Source organism: Trinickia acidisoli, assembly GCF_017315725.1.
Taxonomy (GTDB): Bacteria; Pseudomonadota; Gammaproteobacteria; order Burkholderiales; family Burkholderiaceae; genus Trinickia; species Trinickia acidisoli.
The window spans coordinates 2,844,802-2,860,481 of record NZ_JAFLRG010000001.1 but is presented as its reverse complement, the minus strand read 5'-3'; the positions used below and the strand labels follow the sequence as shown (position 1 = coordinate 2,860,481).

The window sequence follows — 15,680 nt, the reverse complement described above, 5'->3', positions numbered from 1 at the left end:
CTGGGCTAGCCGCCGATGTACGACATCTCGACCCGCGCGAGGCCGTTCGATGCCGTATCGGCCGCGGCACTGCCGCGCAACTGAGAATAACGGTCTTCGCGCGCTTGCCAGATCCGGCCGATAGCGGTGGCGATCTCGTCGTCGGTGGCACCGCTACGCAGCAGCGCACGCAAATCGTGCCCGGCCGAGGCGAATAGGCACAAATAGAGCTTGCCTTCCGTCGAGAGACGAGCGCGCGTGCAGGTGCCGCAGAATGCGCGCGTGACGCTCGAGATGACGCCGATTTCGCCGGTGCCGTCGGCATAGCCCCAGCGCTGCGCTGTTTCCGAGGGGGTATGGGCTTCGAGCGGGACGAGCGGGAAGTGCTCGGCGATGCGGGCGACGACGTCGGCCGACGGCAGCACTTCCGTCATGTTCCAGCCGTTCGACGTGCCGACGTCCATATATTCGATGAACCGGAGTACGGTACCCGAGCCTTTGAAGTGCCGTGCCATCGGCACGATCTCTGCGTCGTTCGTGCCGTGCTTGACGACCATGTTGATCTTGACTGGAGCCAGTCCGGCTGCCTGCGCGGCCGCGATGCCGTCGAGCACGGCGCTGGGGGCGAAGTCGGCGTCGTTCATGCGCTTGAAGAGCGCGTTGTCGAGTGCATCGAGACTGACGGTGACGCGCGTCAAGCCGGCGTTCTTCAGGCTCTGCGCCTTGCGAGCGAGCAGCGAGCCGTTCGTGGTCAATGTGAGGTCGAGCGAGCGCCCGTCCGGTGTGGTCAAGGTTGCAAGCCGCTCGACGAGCCGCTCGATGTCCTTGCGCAGCAGCGGTTCCCCGCCCGTGAGACGAATCTTGTCGACGCCGTGCGCGACGAACAGCCGGGCGGCCCGCTCGATTTCCTCGAACGTCAGCAATGCGCCGTGGGGCAGGAACGAATAATCCTTGCCGAAGACGGCGCGCGGCATGCAATAGACGCAGCGGAAGTTGCAGCGATCGGTCACTGAAATGCGCAGATCGCGCAGCGGTCTGACGAGCGCATCGACGAGCGTCCCGCGCGGAGTGAGCGGCGCGCCGGCAATATCGGGCATCGCGCTGACATCGGCGACGGGAATGATGCGACGAGACATGATGAAGCAAAAAGCGGGCAGACAACCATTCTAGCCGAACGCTTCGCAAGCGGCGGACATGGCCCGCCTGATGGTACGGATAACGCTCATCACGTGACGTAGGTCAAAAATACGATAAAAAAGCCCGCCTCGAAGGGCGGGCTCGTTGCATGCCAGGACGCCTTGGCGCCCTTGGCCGCGGATGTGGACCTAAGCGTCCTTGTGTGTTTCGATCTGCTGCATCGGCGTGTGATCGACGGGCGGCAGCGGTTTGCGTTCACGCGGCGCGCGCACGGCGGCCGGCGCTTGCGCAGCGGCTTCCTGCGCGGCGCGCAGTTTGCCGGCGTCGGTGCTGACCCAGACGAGGCCGGCCGATTCGAGCATCGGTTGCAAGTCAGCAGCAGACAACCCGTTTGCCCGTGGACTCGGCGTTGCGGGCCGCTGCACGACCTCGGTCACGGCGCTGGCTGCTTCGATCGGAGCCAATGCCGCGCTCGCGACCGGCTCGGCCGAAATTACCGGCGCGGCTTCGGCGATCGGCGCGGCAGCGGGGGCTGTCTCGATAGCGTGCGCGATAGGCGCTTCGGGCTCTGCGACAACCGGCGCGGGTGCGGCGGTTGCAACCGGAATCGCCGAAGCATGCTCGACTGGCGCTGCAACGGCTTCGCTCGGGGTCGGCGCAACGGTGGCGGCCGGCGCCGTGGCTGGGGCCGGGGCCTCGGGCAGCGGTGTCGCGATCGACGAAGGTGTCGCCACTGGCGTCACGACCACTTCCTCGGCGTGCGCTTCAACCTGCGGCACGGGGGCCGCTTCGGCTTCCACTGCGCGGGCATGCGGTTCGGCAGCCACGTCGGCTTCTGCCGCGTGAGCATGCGGCACGGCAGCCGCTTCGACAGCCGCTTCGGCTTCTACCACGCGAGCATGCGCCTCGACAGCGGGCGCGGCCTGCGCCGGTACGGCGGCTACGGCGCCTTCGGCTTCGGCCACGTCGGCGGCTAGCGTCGCGTTCACGCCTTCTTCCTCACGCTCGCGGCGACCGCCACGACGGCCGCGGCGGCGGCGGCGACGTTCTTCGCCGTCGCGCGCTGCCGTTTCCTGATCGGGTGCGAGCACGCCGGCACCCAGTACAGCCTCGTCGGCCTGTGGCTCGGCACGTACGGCCGGATCCGCTGCGACGTCAGCTTGCGGCTTGCGGCGCTCGCCGCGCTCTGGGCGTTCCTGGCGCTCGGCACGTTCGCCGCGCTCCACGCGCTCGCCGCGCTCGGGGCGTTCGCCACGTTCGCGTCGTTCTTGGCGCTCGCCGCGCGTTGCGGTTTCGAGTGCTTCGGCGCGCTCTTGCCCGCGCTCGCGGGCTTCACCGCGACCCTCGCGTCCTTCACGACCTTCCCGGGGCTCGCGCTGCTCGCGCGCCGTGCGTTGCGACGGTTGTTGGCCGGCGCGGCCGCCGACGGCCGATTCGGTTCGAGCCGTACCTTCGCGGCCGGCGCCTGCACCGCGGCGATTGCGATTGCCGCTGCGCTCGGCGCGTTCGCTACGCTCACCGCGCGCCGGGCGTGCCGGCTGGGCCGGTTGTTCGGCGGCCGGTGCCGGCGTTTGAGGCTGGGCACCGAACAAGCTCTTGATCCAGCCGAACAAGCCGCCGGCGCGCGGCGCGGCAGCGGCCGCGGCCGGCGTGGGAGCCGGTTGCGGGCGTACCGGTGCGCTCGGGGCGGGCCGCTCGGGCGTGATGCCCTTGACGGCGGCTTCCTGCTTCGGCTTCACCTCTTCGGTGCGCTTGCTGTAGGCGGTTTCCGATTCGAGCTCGCGAGCGGCTTCCTCGGCCATCTTCCACGAGGCGCGCGGCTCGTCCAGACGCGCGTCGTCGTGGCGCAGGCGCTCGAGCTTGTAGTGCGGCGTATCGAGATGCTTGTTCGGAATGAGGATCACGCCCACCTTGAAGCGCGACTCGATCTTGTTGATTTCCTGGCGCTTTTCGTTGAGCAGGAAGGCGGTTACCTCGACCGGCACCTGGCAGTGGATCGCCGCGGTGTTTTCCTTCATCGCTTCTTCTTGAATGATCCGCAGCACTTGCAGGGCGGACGATTCGGTGTCGCGAATGTGGCCGGTGCCGTTGCAGCGCGGGCAGGTCACGTGGCTGCCTTCGGACAGGGCGGGACGCAGGCGTTGGCGCGACAACTCCATCAGGCCGAAACGCGAGATCTTGCCCATCTGGACGCGCGCGCGGTCGTGCTTGAGCGCGTCTTTCAGGCGCTGCTCGACTTCGCGCTGGCTCTTGGCCGATTCCATGTCGATGAAATCGATCACGATCAGGCCGCCGAGGTCGCGCAGGCGCAGTTGGCGGGCCACTTCATCGGCAGCCTCGAGGTTCGTGCGTGTGGCCGTCTCCTCGATGTCGGCGCCTTTGGTGGCGCGCGCCGAGTTCACGTCGATCGCGACGAGCGCTTCGGTGTGATCGATGACGATCGCGCCGCCCGAGGGCAGCGGCACCGTCCGCGAATACGCGGTTTCGATCTGGTGCTCGATCTGAAAGCGCGAGAAGAGCGGAACGTCGTCGTGGTAGCGCTTCACCTTGCCGACGTTGTCGGGCATGACGATATCCATGAAGGCGCGGGCCTGATCATGGATTTCGGTGGTATCGATGAGGATTTCGCCGATATCGGGCTGGAAGTAGTCGCGAATCGCTCGGATGACGAGACTCGATTCCAGGTAGATCAGCATCGGCTGGCCGGTTTGGCCGCTTTGCGAGGCGGCTTCGATCGCGCGCCACAGTTGCATCAGATAGTTCAAGTCCCACTGCAGCTCTTCGGCGCTGCGGCCGATGCCGGCCGTGCGCGCGATGATGCTCATGCCGTCGGGCAGTTGCAGTTGCGACATCGTCTCGCGCAGCTCTTGGCGGTCGTCGCCCTCGATGCGTCGCGATACGCCGCCGCCGCGCGGATTGTTCGGCATCAGGACGAGGTAGCGGCCGGCGAGCGAAATGAACGTCGTGAGCGCCGCGCCCTTGTTGCCGCGCTCTTCCTTCTCGACCTGGACGATGAGTTCCTGACCCTCGCGCAGCGCGTCCTGGATGCGCGCCGAGCGCATGTCGACGCCTTCCTTGAAGTACTGGCGGGCGACTTCCTTGAACGGCAGGAAACCGTGGCGGTCTTCCCCGTAGTTGACGAAGCACGCTTCGAGCGACGGCTCGATGCGAGTCACGATCCCCTTGTAGATATTGCCTTTGCGTTGTTCGCGCCCGGCGGTTTCGATATCGATGTCGATGAGTTTTTGCCCATCGACGATGGCAACGCGCAGTTCTTCCTGCTGCGTTGCGTTGAACAGCATGCGTTTCATTGAACGGCTCCAGAGCGGCGTCGCCGCGCGCTCTGCCGGCATGAAGCCGGCAAAGCGACGCGAGTCGTGCGCGCCGCGTCCTTATTGTGTTTTCACAAGCACGCTGGAGCGGGAACGATGGCGGGGAGAATTGCCTGAGAGGACTCGATATGGCCGAACTGGGCCGCGAGCCGCATGGGCGCATGCGAACACGGCTTCAAATAACGGCGTGACACGGGGCGCGCGCCGAGCGCTCGGGTGACCCACACTGGGCCCGGCGCATCGTTCGATGCCCATACCGGACCGGGGGAAGCCGCGCCGCGTTACGACGGCGCTAAACCCGATGCATGCTCGACCGCCGCGCGGCATGTCTCGCCGATTTTTTGACGTCGCCGAAAGTCCCGCTTCACGCGGAACGAACAGGGGCGCTCGCCGTAGGTTTCGCAATCGGGAGCCCGGCTGCTCGACATCGCTCGACACCGAGGCTCCCTGATGAATTCTTTTTTACCAAAATTCCGTTACCGTCGGCATCGACCGGACCGAACGCGCCTATGGGCGACGTCCCTGCCGCGATGGATGCCGTGCGTGCAACTCGTTGCTTCTCGATTCAGGGCGAGCAACCGACCCTTGGGTGCAGCCAAGCAAGTAAAATAACAGGTTCTTGCTTCACCCTGCGCAATCCGGGCGGGGGGCCGCGAAAAAAACGGCGGTACGCACGGTTGGCTAAGGGCAAATTATATTCAGAATGAATGAGTTAGGCAAAATATCCCAGAAATCGGTCGCACCTGACCAGGTCTCGATGATACAGGTGGACGATGGCGTCGCCGGGCAGCGCATCGACAATTTTTTGCTGCGCGTTTGCAAAGGCGTGCCAAAAAGTCATATTTATCGGATCTTGCGTAGCGGGGAAGTGCGCGTCAACAAGCGCCGCGTCGACGCCAAATACCGGCTCGTGACGGGCGATGTCGTGCGGGTGCCGCCCGTGCGCGTCGCGCAGTCCGAGGTGTTCGAGGCCGGCATGGCGATGACTGCGCCGCCCGCTCATTTCGACGTCCTGTTCGAAGACGAGCACATGCTCGCGATCAACAAGCCGGCCGGCGTGGCGGTGCACGGCGGCAGCGGAATCGCCTTCGGCGTGATCGAGCAAATGCGCGAGGCGCGTCCGCTCGGCAAGTTCCTGGAACTCGTGCATCGGCTCGACCGCGAAACGTCGGGCATCTTGTTGCTCGCGAAGAAGCGGGCCGCGCTCGTCGGGTTGCACGAGCAAATCCGCGACAGCCGGATGGACAAACGCTACTACGCTTGCGTGCACGGACAATGGCCGAGCGACTGGGGGCGGCGGCGCGCGGTCAAGGAGCCGCTTTACAAATACCTGACACCCGAGGGCGAGCGGCGCGTGCGCGTGCAGCCGGATGGCTCGCCGTCGCACACGGTGTTCAATCTCGTCGAACGCTGGCCCGGCTACGCGCTCGTCGAGGCGGAGCTGAAAACGGGCCGCACGCACCAGATCCGCGTCCATTTGGCGCATCTGGGGTTGCCGATCGTCGGCGACGCGAAGTATGGCGATTTCGCGCTGAACAAGGCGCTCGCGCGCGCGAACGCGCGGCCGTCGTTCAAACGCATGTTCTTGCATGCGTATCGCTTGCGCCTGACGCATCCGATCACGGGCGAGCCGCTGGAATTGAACGCCCCGCTGCCGGACGAGTGCCGGCGCTTCCTCGATCAACTGACCGCCTTGCGCAACGAGACGCAACCCGATGCCCCGACAGCAATTTGATCTCATCGTCTTCGACTGGGACGGCACGCTGATGGATTCGACGGCGCATATCGCGCGCAGCATCCAGGCCGCTTGCCGCGATCTCGAGTTGCCCGTGCCCGCCGACGACGCCGCGCGCTACGTGATCGGCCTCGGCCTGCGCGATGCGCTGCAGATCGCCGCGCCGTCGCTCGATCCCGCCGACTACCCGCGCTTGGCTGAACGTTATCGCTATCACTATCTCATCAAGGACGCGCATACCGAGTTGTTCGCCGGCGTGCGCGAGTTGCTCGGCGAACTGCGCTCGGCCGGCTATCTGCTCGGCGTGGCCACGGGCAAGAGCCGTGTCGGCCTGAATCGGGCGCTCGACGAGGTGCGGCTCACGAGCGTGTTCGACGGCACGCGCTGCGCCGACGAGACGTTCTCGAAGCCCCATCCGGCGATGCTGCAGGAGCTCACGCGCGAGCTGGGGCAGGATCTCGAGCGGACGGTCATGATCGGCGACACCACCCACGATCTCCAGATGGCGACCAACGCGGGCGCTGCGGGAATCGCCGTCACCTACGGGGCGCATCCTGCCGACGCGCTCGTCAAGCTCGAGCCGCGTTTCGTCGCCGGGAGCGTCGGAGCGCTCGGCGATTGGCTGCGGGAGCACGCATGAGCGCCGATGAGCGGCTGGCCGTGCGCGTGTGCGCGGCCGAGGAACTCGTCGACGGCGGCATGGGCGTTCGCCGAGCGGCGCGCTATCTCGACGGCGACGCCGTGGTCTTCTTCGTCCGCTACGACGGGCGCGTCTACGGCTATCTCAACCGGTGCGCGCACGTACCGATGGAGCTCGATTGGGCCGAGGGCCAGTTTTTCGAATCGTCGGGCTTATACTTGATGTGCGCGACGCATGGCGCGATTTATGCTCCCGAGAGCGGGCGCTGCGTCGGCGGTCCGTGTCGCGGCGCGCGGCTGCGGCCGGTCGAAGTGGAGGAGCGCGACACCCCCGAGGGCCGCGCGGTCTTTTGGTTGCCCGATGACGCCTTACAGCCGGCGCCGGCCGACGCGCAATGATGTCGAACGATTTTTCCGAATAACAACGAACTGACAACGACCGACCGAGAGCACATGGCCGACCAATACACGCCCGAATCGCAGCAACCTTCCGAGCCCCAACCGAAGACAAACGCCGGCGCGCGCGAACCGAATTGGGAGCGCGCGGCGCTCGAGCGGATTGCGCTCGCGGCGATCAACGAGCAGAGGTCCGCCCGCCGCTGGAAGATCTTTTTCCGGTTCGCGTTCCTCGCGGTATTGCTGCTGCTGGTCTTCAGCGTGTTCCACGCATCGCACAAGAAGGTCGCCGCGACGGGCCGTCATACGGCGCTCGTCTCCCTCGAAGGCGAAATCGCCGCGGATACGAACGCGAACGCCAAAGACGTCGACCGCTCGTTGCGGCGCGCGTTTGCCGACCCCGATACGGCAGGCGTCATCCTCTATATCAATAGCCCTGGCGGATCGCCCGTGCAGGCCGGGATCATGAATGCGGAGATCCGCCGCCTTCGCCAGAAGTATCCGGCCAAGCCGCTTTATGTCGTCGTCGGCGATATGTGTGCGTCGGGCGGCTATTACGTCGCCGCCGCGGCCGACAAAATCTTCGTCGACCGCGCGAGCATCGTTGGCTCGATCGGCGTGCTGATGGACGGTTTCGGCTTCACGGGGCTCATGGACAAGCTCGGCATCGAGCGCCGCCTGCATACGTCGGGGGCGAATAAGGGTTTCTTCGATCCGTTCTCGCCCGACACGCCCGCGATGGACGCGCACGCGCAAGCGATGCTCGATCAGATCCATCAGCAGTTCATCGACGCGGTGCGGCAAGGGCGCGGCAAGCGCTTGCACGAAACGCCCGACATTTTCTCCGGGCTCTTCTGGACCGGCGAGAAGAGTGTCGAGCTCGGGCTCGCCGACGGCTACGGCGATACGGGTTATGTGGCGCGCGAGGTCATCAAGGCGCCGAATATCGTCGATTACACCGAGAGAGAAAGCATTTCCGATCGCATCGCGCGCAAGTTCGGCGCGGCGGTTGGCGCGGGCGCCGTCAATGCGCTCGTGCTCGGCGGGGTGAAGCTGCGCTGAGCCGCGTTCGAGCGGCGCGGCCGGGTCCGTGCGGCACAGTCCGCCGCGCGCGGTTTGCGAGGCGGCGCGAGGTTGCCGTTGAGCCGCCGTCGAAGCGCGCCGCCGCGCGTCGCGCGCTCAGTTCGCCAGCATCAGAAAGATCGCCGGCCGTTTGTGCATCTCGAATGCGCCGGCGTGCTTTTTCCAGTCGCTCGCCGCGCGCGTTGCGATCCGTTCGGATTCGAGCGTGAGATCGACGGCGACGGTAATCAGTGTCGACGGCGCGCAGCTCGCGACGAGCGCATCGAGCAGCGCGCGGTTCCGATAAGGCGTTTCGATGAAGATCTGCGTTTCTCGCCCCTTGCGCGAGCGTTGTTCGAGCTCGCGCAGCGTTTTCGCGCGCTCTGCGGCGTCCACGGGTAGATAGCCATGGAACGCGAAGCGCTGGCCATCGAGCCCGGAGGCCATCAGCGCCAGCAGGATCGAGCTCGGGCCGACGAGCGGCACGACCTTGACGCCACGTGCATGAGCACGGCGCACGAGCAGCGCGCCGGGATCGGCTACGGCCGGGCAGCCCGCCTCCGAGACGAGCCCGCCGTCGGTCCCAGCCAGAATCGGCGCGAGCAGTCGATCGATTTCGGCGGCCGGCGTGTTGACGTTGAGCTCCCGAATCTCGATTTCCTGGATCGGTCGCGAGACGCCGACGCGCTTGAGGAACGCGCGCGTGCTCTTGGCGTTCTCACCGACGAAATATTCGAGCGAGGCGGCGCGCGCGACGACGCTTGCCGGCAGAACGGTAGCCAGCGCGTCGGCGTCGCCTTCGCCGAGCGCGTTCGGGATCAAATAGAGGACGCCGCTCATTGCGCACCCGCGAAGAGCGGATAGCCGGCCTCGCGCAGCATCCGCGTGAGCGCAATCAGCGGCAGACCGACGAGGGCCGTCGGGTCGTTCGAGTCGATCGATTCCAACAGGGCGATGCCGAGCCCCTCGGACTTCGCGCTGCCGGCCACGTCGTACGGCGTCTCCGCGCGCAGGTAGGCGTCGAGTTCGGCATCGGGCAGGTCGCGAAAGCGCACGCGCGTGACGACGTCCTCCGTTTGTGCGATGTCGCGCGCGCCGTCGAACAGGCATAGCGCGCTGTGAAACTCGACGACGCGATTGCGCATGGCGCGCAGTTGCTCGAGCGCTTTTTCGTGGGTGCCCGGCTTGCCGATTTGCAGCCCGTCGAAGGTTGCGACTTGATCGGAGCCGATGACGAGCACAGGGCGCGGATCGGGCCCGGCCCCCGCCTCGCGGGCCGCCACGGCGCGCGCCTTGGCCTGAGCCAGCCGCAACGCCGTGGCGGCGGGTGTTTCCCCGGCCATCGGCGTTTCGTCGAGGTCCGGAACGCAGACGTCGAAAGGCAGACGTAGGCGCTCGAGCAAGGCGCGGCGATAGGGCGAGCTGGACGCGAGAATCAAATGGTGTGGCGAGGCGCTGGGGTCGAACATGGTCGTAAGCGGAAGTTGGGGCGGCGGGCCGACGGTGTGCGTCGGCGTGCACGCTGGATTGTTTAAGTGATTGACTGCAAAAGGTAAACCAAATACACTTTCCGGCTTTTCACGGTGTGCGCCCGAGGTGTGCGGCGCGCGCTGTGTAGTGTAGAAGTAGGGTAGAAGTAGAAAGTTCGGTAATGAAAACCCGTGGAAAACCCGTGAAAAACCCGCGGGAGCGCGAGATTTCAGCGGGCAGTGAGTGATCGGGGTAGGCGAGTGATACTCAGGTCGAACTCAGGTCGAACTCCGGCCGAACCCACGCTGAGCGAGGAGTGAATCATGTCCCAACATTCCGGAAAGGCTGGCGGGCTCATCGATCCGCACGCGTTCGATGTCTTCGAATTCGCCCGCAGCGGCCGTCAGGCCGCCGGCGCGGTGCGCGTCTCGCAATTGCCGCGCATGTTAAACGAAGTACCGGTGGACGCGCCAGATCGCGACACGCTGTTTACTTGGCAGGCCGAAGGTTCGACGCAGCCCGAACTCCAAGACGACGGAACGGAAGCCGCGCAGCCGTACCTGCGGCTCGCGCTGCACGGGGCGGCGTGGATCGAGTGTCAGCGGTGCCTCGCGCCGTACGAGCAGGCCTTCGACCTCGAGGCCGCGTATCGGCTCGTGGCCACCGAGGAAGAGGCCGAGGAGTTTCCGCTCGAGGAGGATGAACTCGACGTGATCGTGGGTTCGCACCAATTCGATCTCATCGATCTCATCGAAGAAGAATTGCTGCTGTCGTTGCCGCTCGTGCCGAAACACGACGTTTGCCCGCAGGTACACGAGAGTCTCGTCTCGGGTGCGGCCGGCGAGCATGCGAGCGATCCGGGTGACGACGACGGCGAGGATTGCGCTTCCGGCGCTGCCGAGGAAGGCGGCGAAGCGGGCAAGCCGAATCCTTTCGCCGTACTCGAGGCGCTCAAGGGTGGCGGCGAGGGCGGCAAGAAGCATTGACCGTTGCATGAGTCGCACGATGCGGCGCGCCGGCCGTTTGGCGAGTGGCGTTACGCCGATCGGGCTGTGTTAGAATCCACAAAATTTTTAGGAGTTACCATGGCAGTCCAACAAAACAAGAAGTCGCCGTCGAAGCGCGGCATGCACCGCTCGCACGATTTCCTGGCGGGTGCGCCGATTGCGGTCGAGCCGAGCACGGGCGAAGTGCATCTGCGTCACCACATCAGCCCGAACGGCTACTATCGCGGCAAGAAAGTCGTCAAGACGAAGAACGACTAATCGCGTCGGCGCGCGGCGTCCGCCGAATCCGGTGGTTTTGTGCGCGGCGAGCGGCTTGTCTGGTTTTTCCCGGCTCGAGCAAAAGGCGGCATTCAACTGCCGCTTTTTTGCGTCGATCAGAGTTAGCGTTTTAGCTATCGGACGGCGTTCGTGCTTCCGCACTTGCTTCGGCTTCGAGCAGAGCATCGACTCTGATCTCATGCTTCGCGGTCGACCCCAGTGAGCGCTTCGGCACTTGCCGCGGTCCCACGCACAGCGCCTGAAATTCGTCGCAGTCCATGACTATAAAGCTCACGATAGATTGCATGGGAGGCGACCACGGCCCGTCCGTGACCGTTCCCGCTGCCGTCAGCTTCGTTCGTTCGCATGCCGACGCCGAACTGATGCTGGTCGGTCTCGAAGCTCCGATTCGTGCTCAACTGAAGAAATGCAAGGCGCTCGATAATCGGGCGCTGACGGTCGTGCCCGCGTCCGAGGTTGTCGCGATGGACGACCCTGTCGAAGTCGCGTTGCGCAAGAAGAAGGATTCGTCGATGCGCGTCGCGCTCAATCTCGTCAAAGACGAGGCGGCGCAAGCCTGCATTTCCGCGGGCAACACCGGTGCGCTGATGGCCGTGTCGCGCTACGTGCTCAAGACGCTCGCCGGCATCGAACGCCCCGCGATCGCGTCGGCGTTGCCGAACTCGCATGGCTACACGATGATGCTCGACCTCGGCGCGAACGTCGATTGCGAGCCGCAGCATCTGCTGCAGTTCGCGGAGATGGGGCACGCGCTCGTGTCCGCGCTCGAAGGCAAGGAGCGTCCGACGATCGGTCTCTTGAACATCGGCGAAGAGGTCATCAAGGGCAACGAGACGATCAAGCGCGCCGGTGAGTTGCTGCGCGCGAGCACGCTCAATTTCCGCGGCAACGTCGAAGGCAACGACATCTATAAAGGCACGACCGACGTCATCGTATGCGACGGTTTCGTCGGCAACGTCGCACTCAAAACGTCCGAAGGATTGGCGCAGATGCTCTCCGAGATCATCCGCGAGGAATTCGGCCGTTCGCTGCTCACGAAGGCGATGGCGCTGCTGGCGCTGCCGGTGCTCATGCGCTTCAAGAAGCGTGTCGATCATCGGCAATACAACGGTGCGGCGTTGCTCGGCTTGCGTGGGCTCGTCATCAAGAGTCACGGCTCGGCGGATGCCTACGCGTTTGAGTGGGCCATCAAACGCGGGTATGATGCGGTCAAAAATGGCGTCCTCGAACGCCTGGCGCGAGCGATGGAAGAGAACGCGGATCCGCTCGCGCAAGCAACGCGCGACGCGGGCGGCGCCGGTCACGCGAATCTCGCCGGCCGTCCGGCCGAGCCTTACGCCGCGGTATCTTCGAAAGCATAAATGGCTCAATCGAATATCTACTCCCGCGTGCTCGGCACCGGCAGCTATTTGCCGCCCGGCCGTGTCACGAATCAAGAGCTTGCCGATCGCCTCGCCAAGCGGGGCGTCGAGACGAGCGACGAATGGATCGTTGCTCGCACGGGCATCCACGCGCGTCATTTCGCGCAAGCCGATGTAACGACGAGCGACCTCGCGCTCGCCGCGGCGCAGCGCGCGATCGAGGCGGCGGACATCGACCCGCAGACGATCGATCTGATCGTCGTGGCTACGTCCACGCCCGATTTCGTGTTTCCGAGCACGGCATGCCTGCTGCAACACAAACTGCAGATCAAGAACGGCGGCGCGGCGTTCGACGTGCAAGCCGTCTGCTCCGGCTTCGCCTATGCCGTTGCGACCGTCGACGCGCTGATCCGCAGCGGGCAGCACCGCACGGCGCTGATCGTCGGCGCCGAAACGTTTTCGCGCATTCTCGATTTCAACGATCGCACGACCTGCGTGTTGTTCGGCGACGGCGCGGGCGCCGTGATCCTGCAAGCGTCCGACGAACCGGGCGTGCTCGCGAGCGCCCTTCACGCCGACGGCAGCTACGCCAACATTCTCTGCACGCCGGGTCATGTCAACGGCGGCGTCGTGGCGGGCAGCGCTTTTCTCCATATGGATGGGCAAGCGGTCTTCAAGCTGGCCGTCAACGTGCTCGAGAAAGTGGCCGTCGAGGCCCTCCAGAAGGCCGATCTGTCGCCCGACCTGGTCGATTGGCTGATTCCGCACCAGGCCAATATCCGTATCATGACGCACACCTGCCGCAAGCTCGGCCTGCCGCAAGAGCGCATGGTCGTCACGGTCGGCGAGCACGGCAATACGTCGGCGGCGTCGATTCCGCTTGCGCTCGACGTCGCCGTGCGCGATGGCCGCATCAAGCGCGGCCAGAACGTGCTCATCGAAGGCGTCGGCGGCGGCTTCACCTGGGGCGCATCCGTCATCCGTTATTGATCGGTCATCGGCGAGCGATGCGGCCGGCCGTGTGTCGGCCGGCAAGCACGCGCCCCCGGCGCGTATAAGGCTCAACATTTGGGGACGATATGAAATTTGCGTTCGTTTTTCCTGGGCAAGGATCGCAAGCGGTCGGCATGCTCAATGCCTTCGCCGATCGCGCGGTCGTGCGTGAAACACTCCAGGAAGCGTCCGACGCGCTCGGGCAAGATCTCGGCAAGCTCATCGCCGAAGGTCCTGCCGAGGATCTGAATCTCACCGCGAACACGCAGCCCGTCATGCTCGCGGCCGCCTACGCGATCTATCGCGCCTGGGTTGAAGCCGGCGGCGCCGAGCCCGAGATCGTCGCGGGGCACAGCCTCGGCGAATATACGGCGCTCGTCGTCGGCGGCGCGCTGGCCTTTCGCGATGCCTTGCCGCTCGTGCGCTTTCGGGCGCAGGCGATGCAAACGGCGGTGCCGGTCGGCGTTGGCGGCATGGCGGCTATCCTCGGCCTCGACGACGATACGGTGCGCGCCGTCTGCAGCGAAGCGGCGCGCGAAAGCGGTGGCGTCGTCGAAGCCGTCAACTTCAACGCGCCGGCGCAAGTCGTGATCGCCGGGCACAAGGCAGCCGTCGAAAAGGCGTGCGAGCTCGCGAAGGCGAAGGGCGCCAAGCGCGCGTTGCCGCTGCCCGTCTCGGCGCCGTTCCATGCGTCGCTGCTCAAGCCGGCCTCCGATCAGCTTCGCGAATATCTCGCGAGCGTCGACATCAAAGTGCCGCAGATTCGCGTCATCAACAACGTCGACGTGGCGGTGGTTGCCGAACCGGCCGCGATCAAGGACGCGCTCGTGCGTCAGGCAGCGGGTCCCGTGCGTTGGGTCGAGTGCGTGCAGGCCATCGCGAAGGAAGGCGTGACGCACGTGATCGAGTGCGGGCCGGGCAAGGTGCTGACGGGTTTGACCAAGCGGATCGACGGCAGCCTCGTCGGCGTGGCGCTCGCCGATCCGGCTTCGCTCGACGAAACGTTGAAGCTGCTCGGTGCATAACCCACGCGTAGCGCGAGCCATACGAGCGTCCGGGCAGGTTGGCCGATGCACAACGCGCATCGGCGCTTACCGCGAACTCACCGCGTATTAAACGGATCATTCAAATCATGGAAAAAGCTCTCGAGAAACAAGTCGCGCTCGTGACGGGCGCCTCGCGCGGCATCGGCAGAGCGATCGCGCTCGTGCTGGCGCGGCAAGGCGCGACGGTCATCGGCACGGCGACGAGCGAAGTCGGCGCCGCCGGCATCACCGAGGCGCTCGCGGCCGAGGATCTGGCAGGGCGCGGCGTCGTCCTCGAGGTCAACGACGCCCAAGCGATCGACGCGCTCGTCGAGTCGCTGGTGAAGGAATTCGGCGCGTTGAACATCCTCGTCAACAATGCCGGCATCACGCGCGATCAACTCGCGATGCGCATGAAGGACGACGAGTGGGATGCCGTCATCGACACGAATCTGAAGGCCGTGTTCCGCCTCTCGCGCGCCGTGCTGCGCCCGATGATGAAGGCGCGCGGTGGCCGCATCATCAACATCACGTCGGTCGTCGGCTCGGCCGGCAATCCGGGGCAGCTCAACTACGCGGCGGCGAAGGCCGGCGTGGCGGGCATGACGCGTGCGCTCGCGCGCGAAATCGGCAGCCGCGGCATTACCGTCAATTGCGTGGCGCCGGGTTTCATCGATACCGACATGACGAAGGTGTTGCCCGAAGAGCAGCAGGCGGCGCTCAAGACGCAAATTCCGCTCGGCCGGCTCGGCAGCCCCGAGGATATCGGCCATGCCGTCGCATTCCTTGCTTCGCCGCAGGCCGGGTACATCACCGGCACGACGATGCATGTGAACGGCGGGATGTACATGTCGTAACGAAATTCGTTTACCATCCGCGCCGGCGGCAGCCGAATGCTTTCAGCCGGGCGCGAAGCCTTTGCCTTGGGCGCGTTTTTTGAGCGGGCAAACCTGATAAAATGCGCGCACTCGGATTTTTGAACTTTTTCCCTCGGAGGGGTAATGGACAACATCGAACAGCGCGTCAAGAAGATCGTCGCGGAACAACTGGGCGTCGCCGAAGCTGAAATCAAGAACGAAGCTTCGTTCGTGAACGACCTCGGTGCGGACTCGCTCGACACGGTCGAGCTCGTGATGGCGCTGGAAGACGAGTTCGGCATGGAAATTCCGGATGAGGAAGCCGAAAAGATCACGACGGTCCAGCAAGCGATCGACTACGCACGCGCAAACGTCAAGGCATAACGCCTGGCTCGCCTCGCGCGGTGC

15 protein-coding genes are annotated in these 15,680 nt (G+C 65.3%); 11 read left to right on the top strand and 4 right to left on the bottom strand.

All coding sequences use genetic code 11. The features are described 5' to 3' along the window. Window positions 1–5 precede the first annotated feature (5 nt). Both moaA and J3485_RS12955 read right to left on the bottom strand, forming a co-directional pair. Window positions 6–1,115 (bottom strand): GTP 3',8-cyclase MoaA, encoded by a 1,110-nt coding sequence (gene moaA / locus J3485_RS12960; RefSeq protein ID WP_206952937.1) that lies wholly within the window; start codon window positions 1,113–1,115, stop codon window positions 6–8. A 189-nt stretch (window positions 1,116–1,304) separates the two neighbouring features. Continuing rightward, entirely contained in the window at window positions 1,305–4,427 is a 3,123-nt protein-coding gene (locus J3485_RS12955; protein ID WP_206952935.1) for an Rne/Rng family ribonuclease, read from the bottom strand. 724 nt (window positions 4,428–5,151) lie between these two features. On the opposite strand from J3485_RS12955, the gene J3485_RS12950 reads away from it, so the two are divergent. From J3485_RS12950 to J3485_RS12935, 4 genes are read left to right on the top strand one after another with little or no spacing between them, the layout of a single operon-like run. Next, the gene (locus tag J3485_RS12950; protein WP_206952933.1) at window positions 5,152–6,183 is read left to right on the top strand and encodes an RluA family pseudouridine synthase; all 1,032 of its coding nucleotides are present in this window, start codon (window positions 5,152–5,154) and stop codon (window positions 6,181–6,183) included. After that, window positions 6,164–6,823 carry an HAD family hydrolase gene (locus J3485_RS12945; RefSeq protein WP_206952931.1) on the top strand — a complete coding sequence of 220 codons (660 nt, stop codon included), beginning with the start codon at window positions 6,164–6,166 and terminating at the stop codon, window positions 6,821–6,823. The genes J3485_RS12950 and J3485_RS12945 overlap by 20 nt, the downstream gene beginning before the upstream one ends. Next, complete coding sequence (locus tag J3485_RS12940) at window positions 6,820–7,221, top strand: Rieske (2Fe-2S) protein (protein ID WP_206952929.1); 402 nt, start codon at window positions 6,820–6,822, stop codon at window positions 7,219–7,221. Before J3485_RS12945 ends, J3485_RS12940 begins: the two co-directional genes overlap by 4 nt. A gap of 54 nt (window positions 7,222–7,275) precedes the next feature. Next, window positions 7,276–8,280 (top strand): S49 family peptidase, encoded by a 1,005-nt coding sequence (locus J3485_RS12935; protein WP_206952927.1) that lies wholly within the window; start codon window positions 7,276–7,278, stop codon window positions 8,278–8,280. A gap of 117 nt (window positions 8,281–8,397) precedes the next feature. Here J3485_RS12935 and J3485_RS12930 read toward each other — a convergent pair whose 3' ends face one another. Together J3485_RS12930 and J3485_RS12925 are read right to left on the bottom strand one after the other, a co-directional pair. After that, the gene (locus J3485_RS12930) at window positions 8,398–9,120 is read right to left on the bottom strand and encodes an SAM-dependent methyltransferase (protein ID WP_206952925.1); all 723 of its coding nucleotides are present in this window, start codon (window positions 9,118–9,120) and stop codon (window positions 8,398–8,400) included. Continuing rightward, entirely contained in the window at window positions 9,117–9,749 is a 633-nt protein-coding gene (locus J3485_RS12925) for a Maf-like protein (RefSeq protein WP_206952923.1), read from the bottom strand. The genes J3485_RS12930 and J3485_RS12925 overlap by 4 nt, the downstream gene beginning before the upstream one ends. 324 nt (window positions 9,750–10,073) lie before the next feature. Here J3485_RS12925 and J3485_RS12920 point away from each other — a divergent pair, with 324 nt between their 5' ends. From J3485_RS12920 to acpP, 7 genes are all read left to right on the top strand, one after another. Beyond that, complete coding sequence (locus tag J3485_RS12920) at window positions 10,074–10,736, top strand: YceD family protein (protein WP_206952921.1); 663 nt, start codon at window positions 10,074–10,076, stop codon at window positions 10,734–10,736. A 99-nt stretch (window positions 10,737–10,835) separates the two neighbouring features. Continuing rightward, window positions 10,836–11,015, top strand: coding sequence for a 50S ribosomal protein L32 (rpmF, locus tag J3485_RS12915; RefSeq protein WP_206952919.1), 180 nt, complete (start codon window positions 10,836–10,838; stop codon window positions 11,013–11,015). Between the two features lie 278 nt (window positions 11,016–11,293). After that, window positions 11,294–12,397, top strand: coding sequence for a phosphate acyltransferase PlsX (plsX, locus tag J3485_RS12910; protein WP_206952917.1), 1,104 nt, complete (start codon window positions 11,294–11,296; stop codon window positions 12,395–12,397). Beyond that, a complete protein-coding gene (locus J3485_RS12905; protein ID WP_206952915.1) occupies window positions 12,398–13,387 on the top strand; it encodes a beta-ketoacyl-ACP synthase III in 990 nt (329 codons plus the stop codon). A gap of 89 nt (window positions 13,388–13,476) precedes the next feature. Continuing rightward, entirely contained in the window at window positions 13,477–14,415 is a 939-nt protein-coding gene (gene fabD, locus J3485_RS12900) for an ACP S-malonyltransferase (RefSeq protein ID WP_206952913.1), read from the top strand. A 107-nt stretch (window positions 14,416–14,522) separates the two neighbouring features. After that, window positions 14,523–15,272, top strand: coding sequence for a 3-oxoacyl-ACP reductase FabG (gene fabG, locus J3485_RS12895; protein ID WP_206952911.1), 750 nt, complete (start codon window positions 14,523–14,525; stop codon window positions 15,270–15,272). A 144-nt stretch (window positions 15,273–15,416) separates the two neighbouring features. Continuing rightward, window positions 15,417–15,656 (top strand): acyl carrier protein, encoded by a 240-nt coding sequence (acpP, locus tag J3485_RS12890; RefSeq protein ID WP_004197638.1) that lies wholly within the window; start codon window positions 15,417–15,419, stop codon window positions 15,654–15,656. Window positions 15,657–15,680: the final 24 nt, after the last annotated feature.

Bases quoted from the DNA above. Each gene is read 5' to 3' on its own strand.
- moaA (WP_206952937.1), bottom strand. From the start codon at position 1,115: ATGTCTCGTCGCATCATTCCCGTCGCCGATGTCAGCGCGATGCCCGAT.
- J3485_RS12955 (WP_206952935.1), bottom strand. From the start codon at position 4,427: ATGAAACGCATGCTGTTCAACGCAACGCAGCAGGAAGAACTGCGCGTT.
- J3485_RS12950 (WP_206952933.1), top strand. From the start codon at position 5,152: ATGAATGAGTTAGGCAAAATATCCCAGAAATCGGTCGCACCTGACCAG.
- J3485_RS12945 (WP_206952931.1), top strand. From the start codon at position 6,164: ATGCCCCGACAGCAATTTGATCTCATCGTCTTCGACTGGGACGGCACG.
- J3485_RS12940 (WP_206952929.1), top strand. From the start codon at position 6,820: ATGAGCGCCGATGAGCGGCTGGCCGTGCGCGTGTGCGCGGCCGAGGAA.
- J3485_RS12935 (WP_206952927.1), top strand. From the start codon at position 7,276: ATGGCCGACCAATACACGCCCGAATCGCAGCAACCTTCCGAGCCCCAA.
- J3485_RS12930 (WP_206952925.1), bottom strand. From the start codon at position 9,120: ATGAGCGGCGTCCTCTATTTGATCCCGAACGCGCTCGGCGAAGGCGAC.
- J3485_RS12925 (WP_206952923.1), bottom strand. From the start codon at position 9,749: ATGTTCGACCCCAGCGCCTCGCCACACCATTTGATTCTCGCGTCCAGC.
- J3485_RS12920 (WP_206952921.1), top strand. From the start codon at position 10,074: ATGTCCCAACATTCCGGAAAGGCTGGCGGGCTCATCGATCCGCACGCG.
- rpmF (WP_206952919.1), top strand. From the start codon at position 10,836: ATGGCAGTCCAACAAAACAAGAAGTCGCCGTCGAAGCGCGGCATGCAC.
- plsX (WP_206952917.1), top strand. From the start codon at position 11,294: ATGACTATAAAGCTCACGATAGATTGCATGGGAGGCGACCACGGCCCG.
- J3485_RS12905 (WP_206952915.1), top strand. From the start codon at position 12,398: ATGGCTCAATCGAATATCTACTCCCGCGTGCTCGGCACCGGCAGCTAT.
- fabD (WP_206952913.1), top strand. From the start codon at position 13,477: ATGAAATTTGCGTTCGTTTTTCCTGGGCAAGGATCGCAAGCGGTCGGC.
- fabG (WP_206952911.1), top strand. From the start codon at position 14,523: ATGGAAAAAGCTCTCGAGAAACAAGTCGCGCTCGTGACGGGCGCCTCG.
- acpP (WP_004197638.1), top strand. From the start codon at position 15,417: ATGGACAACATCGAACAGCGCGTCAAGAAGATCGTCGCGGAACAACTG.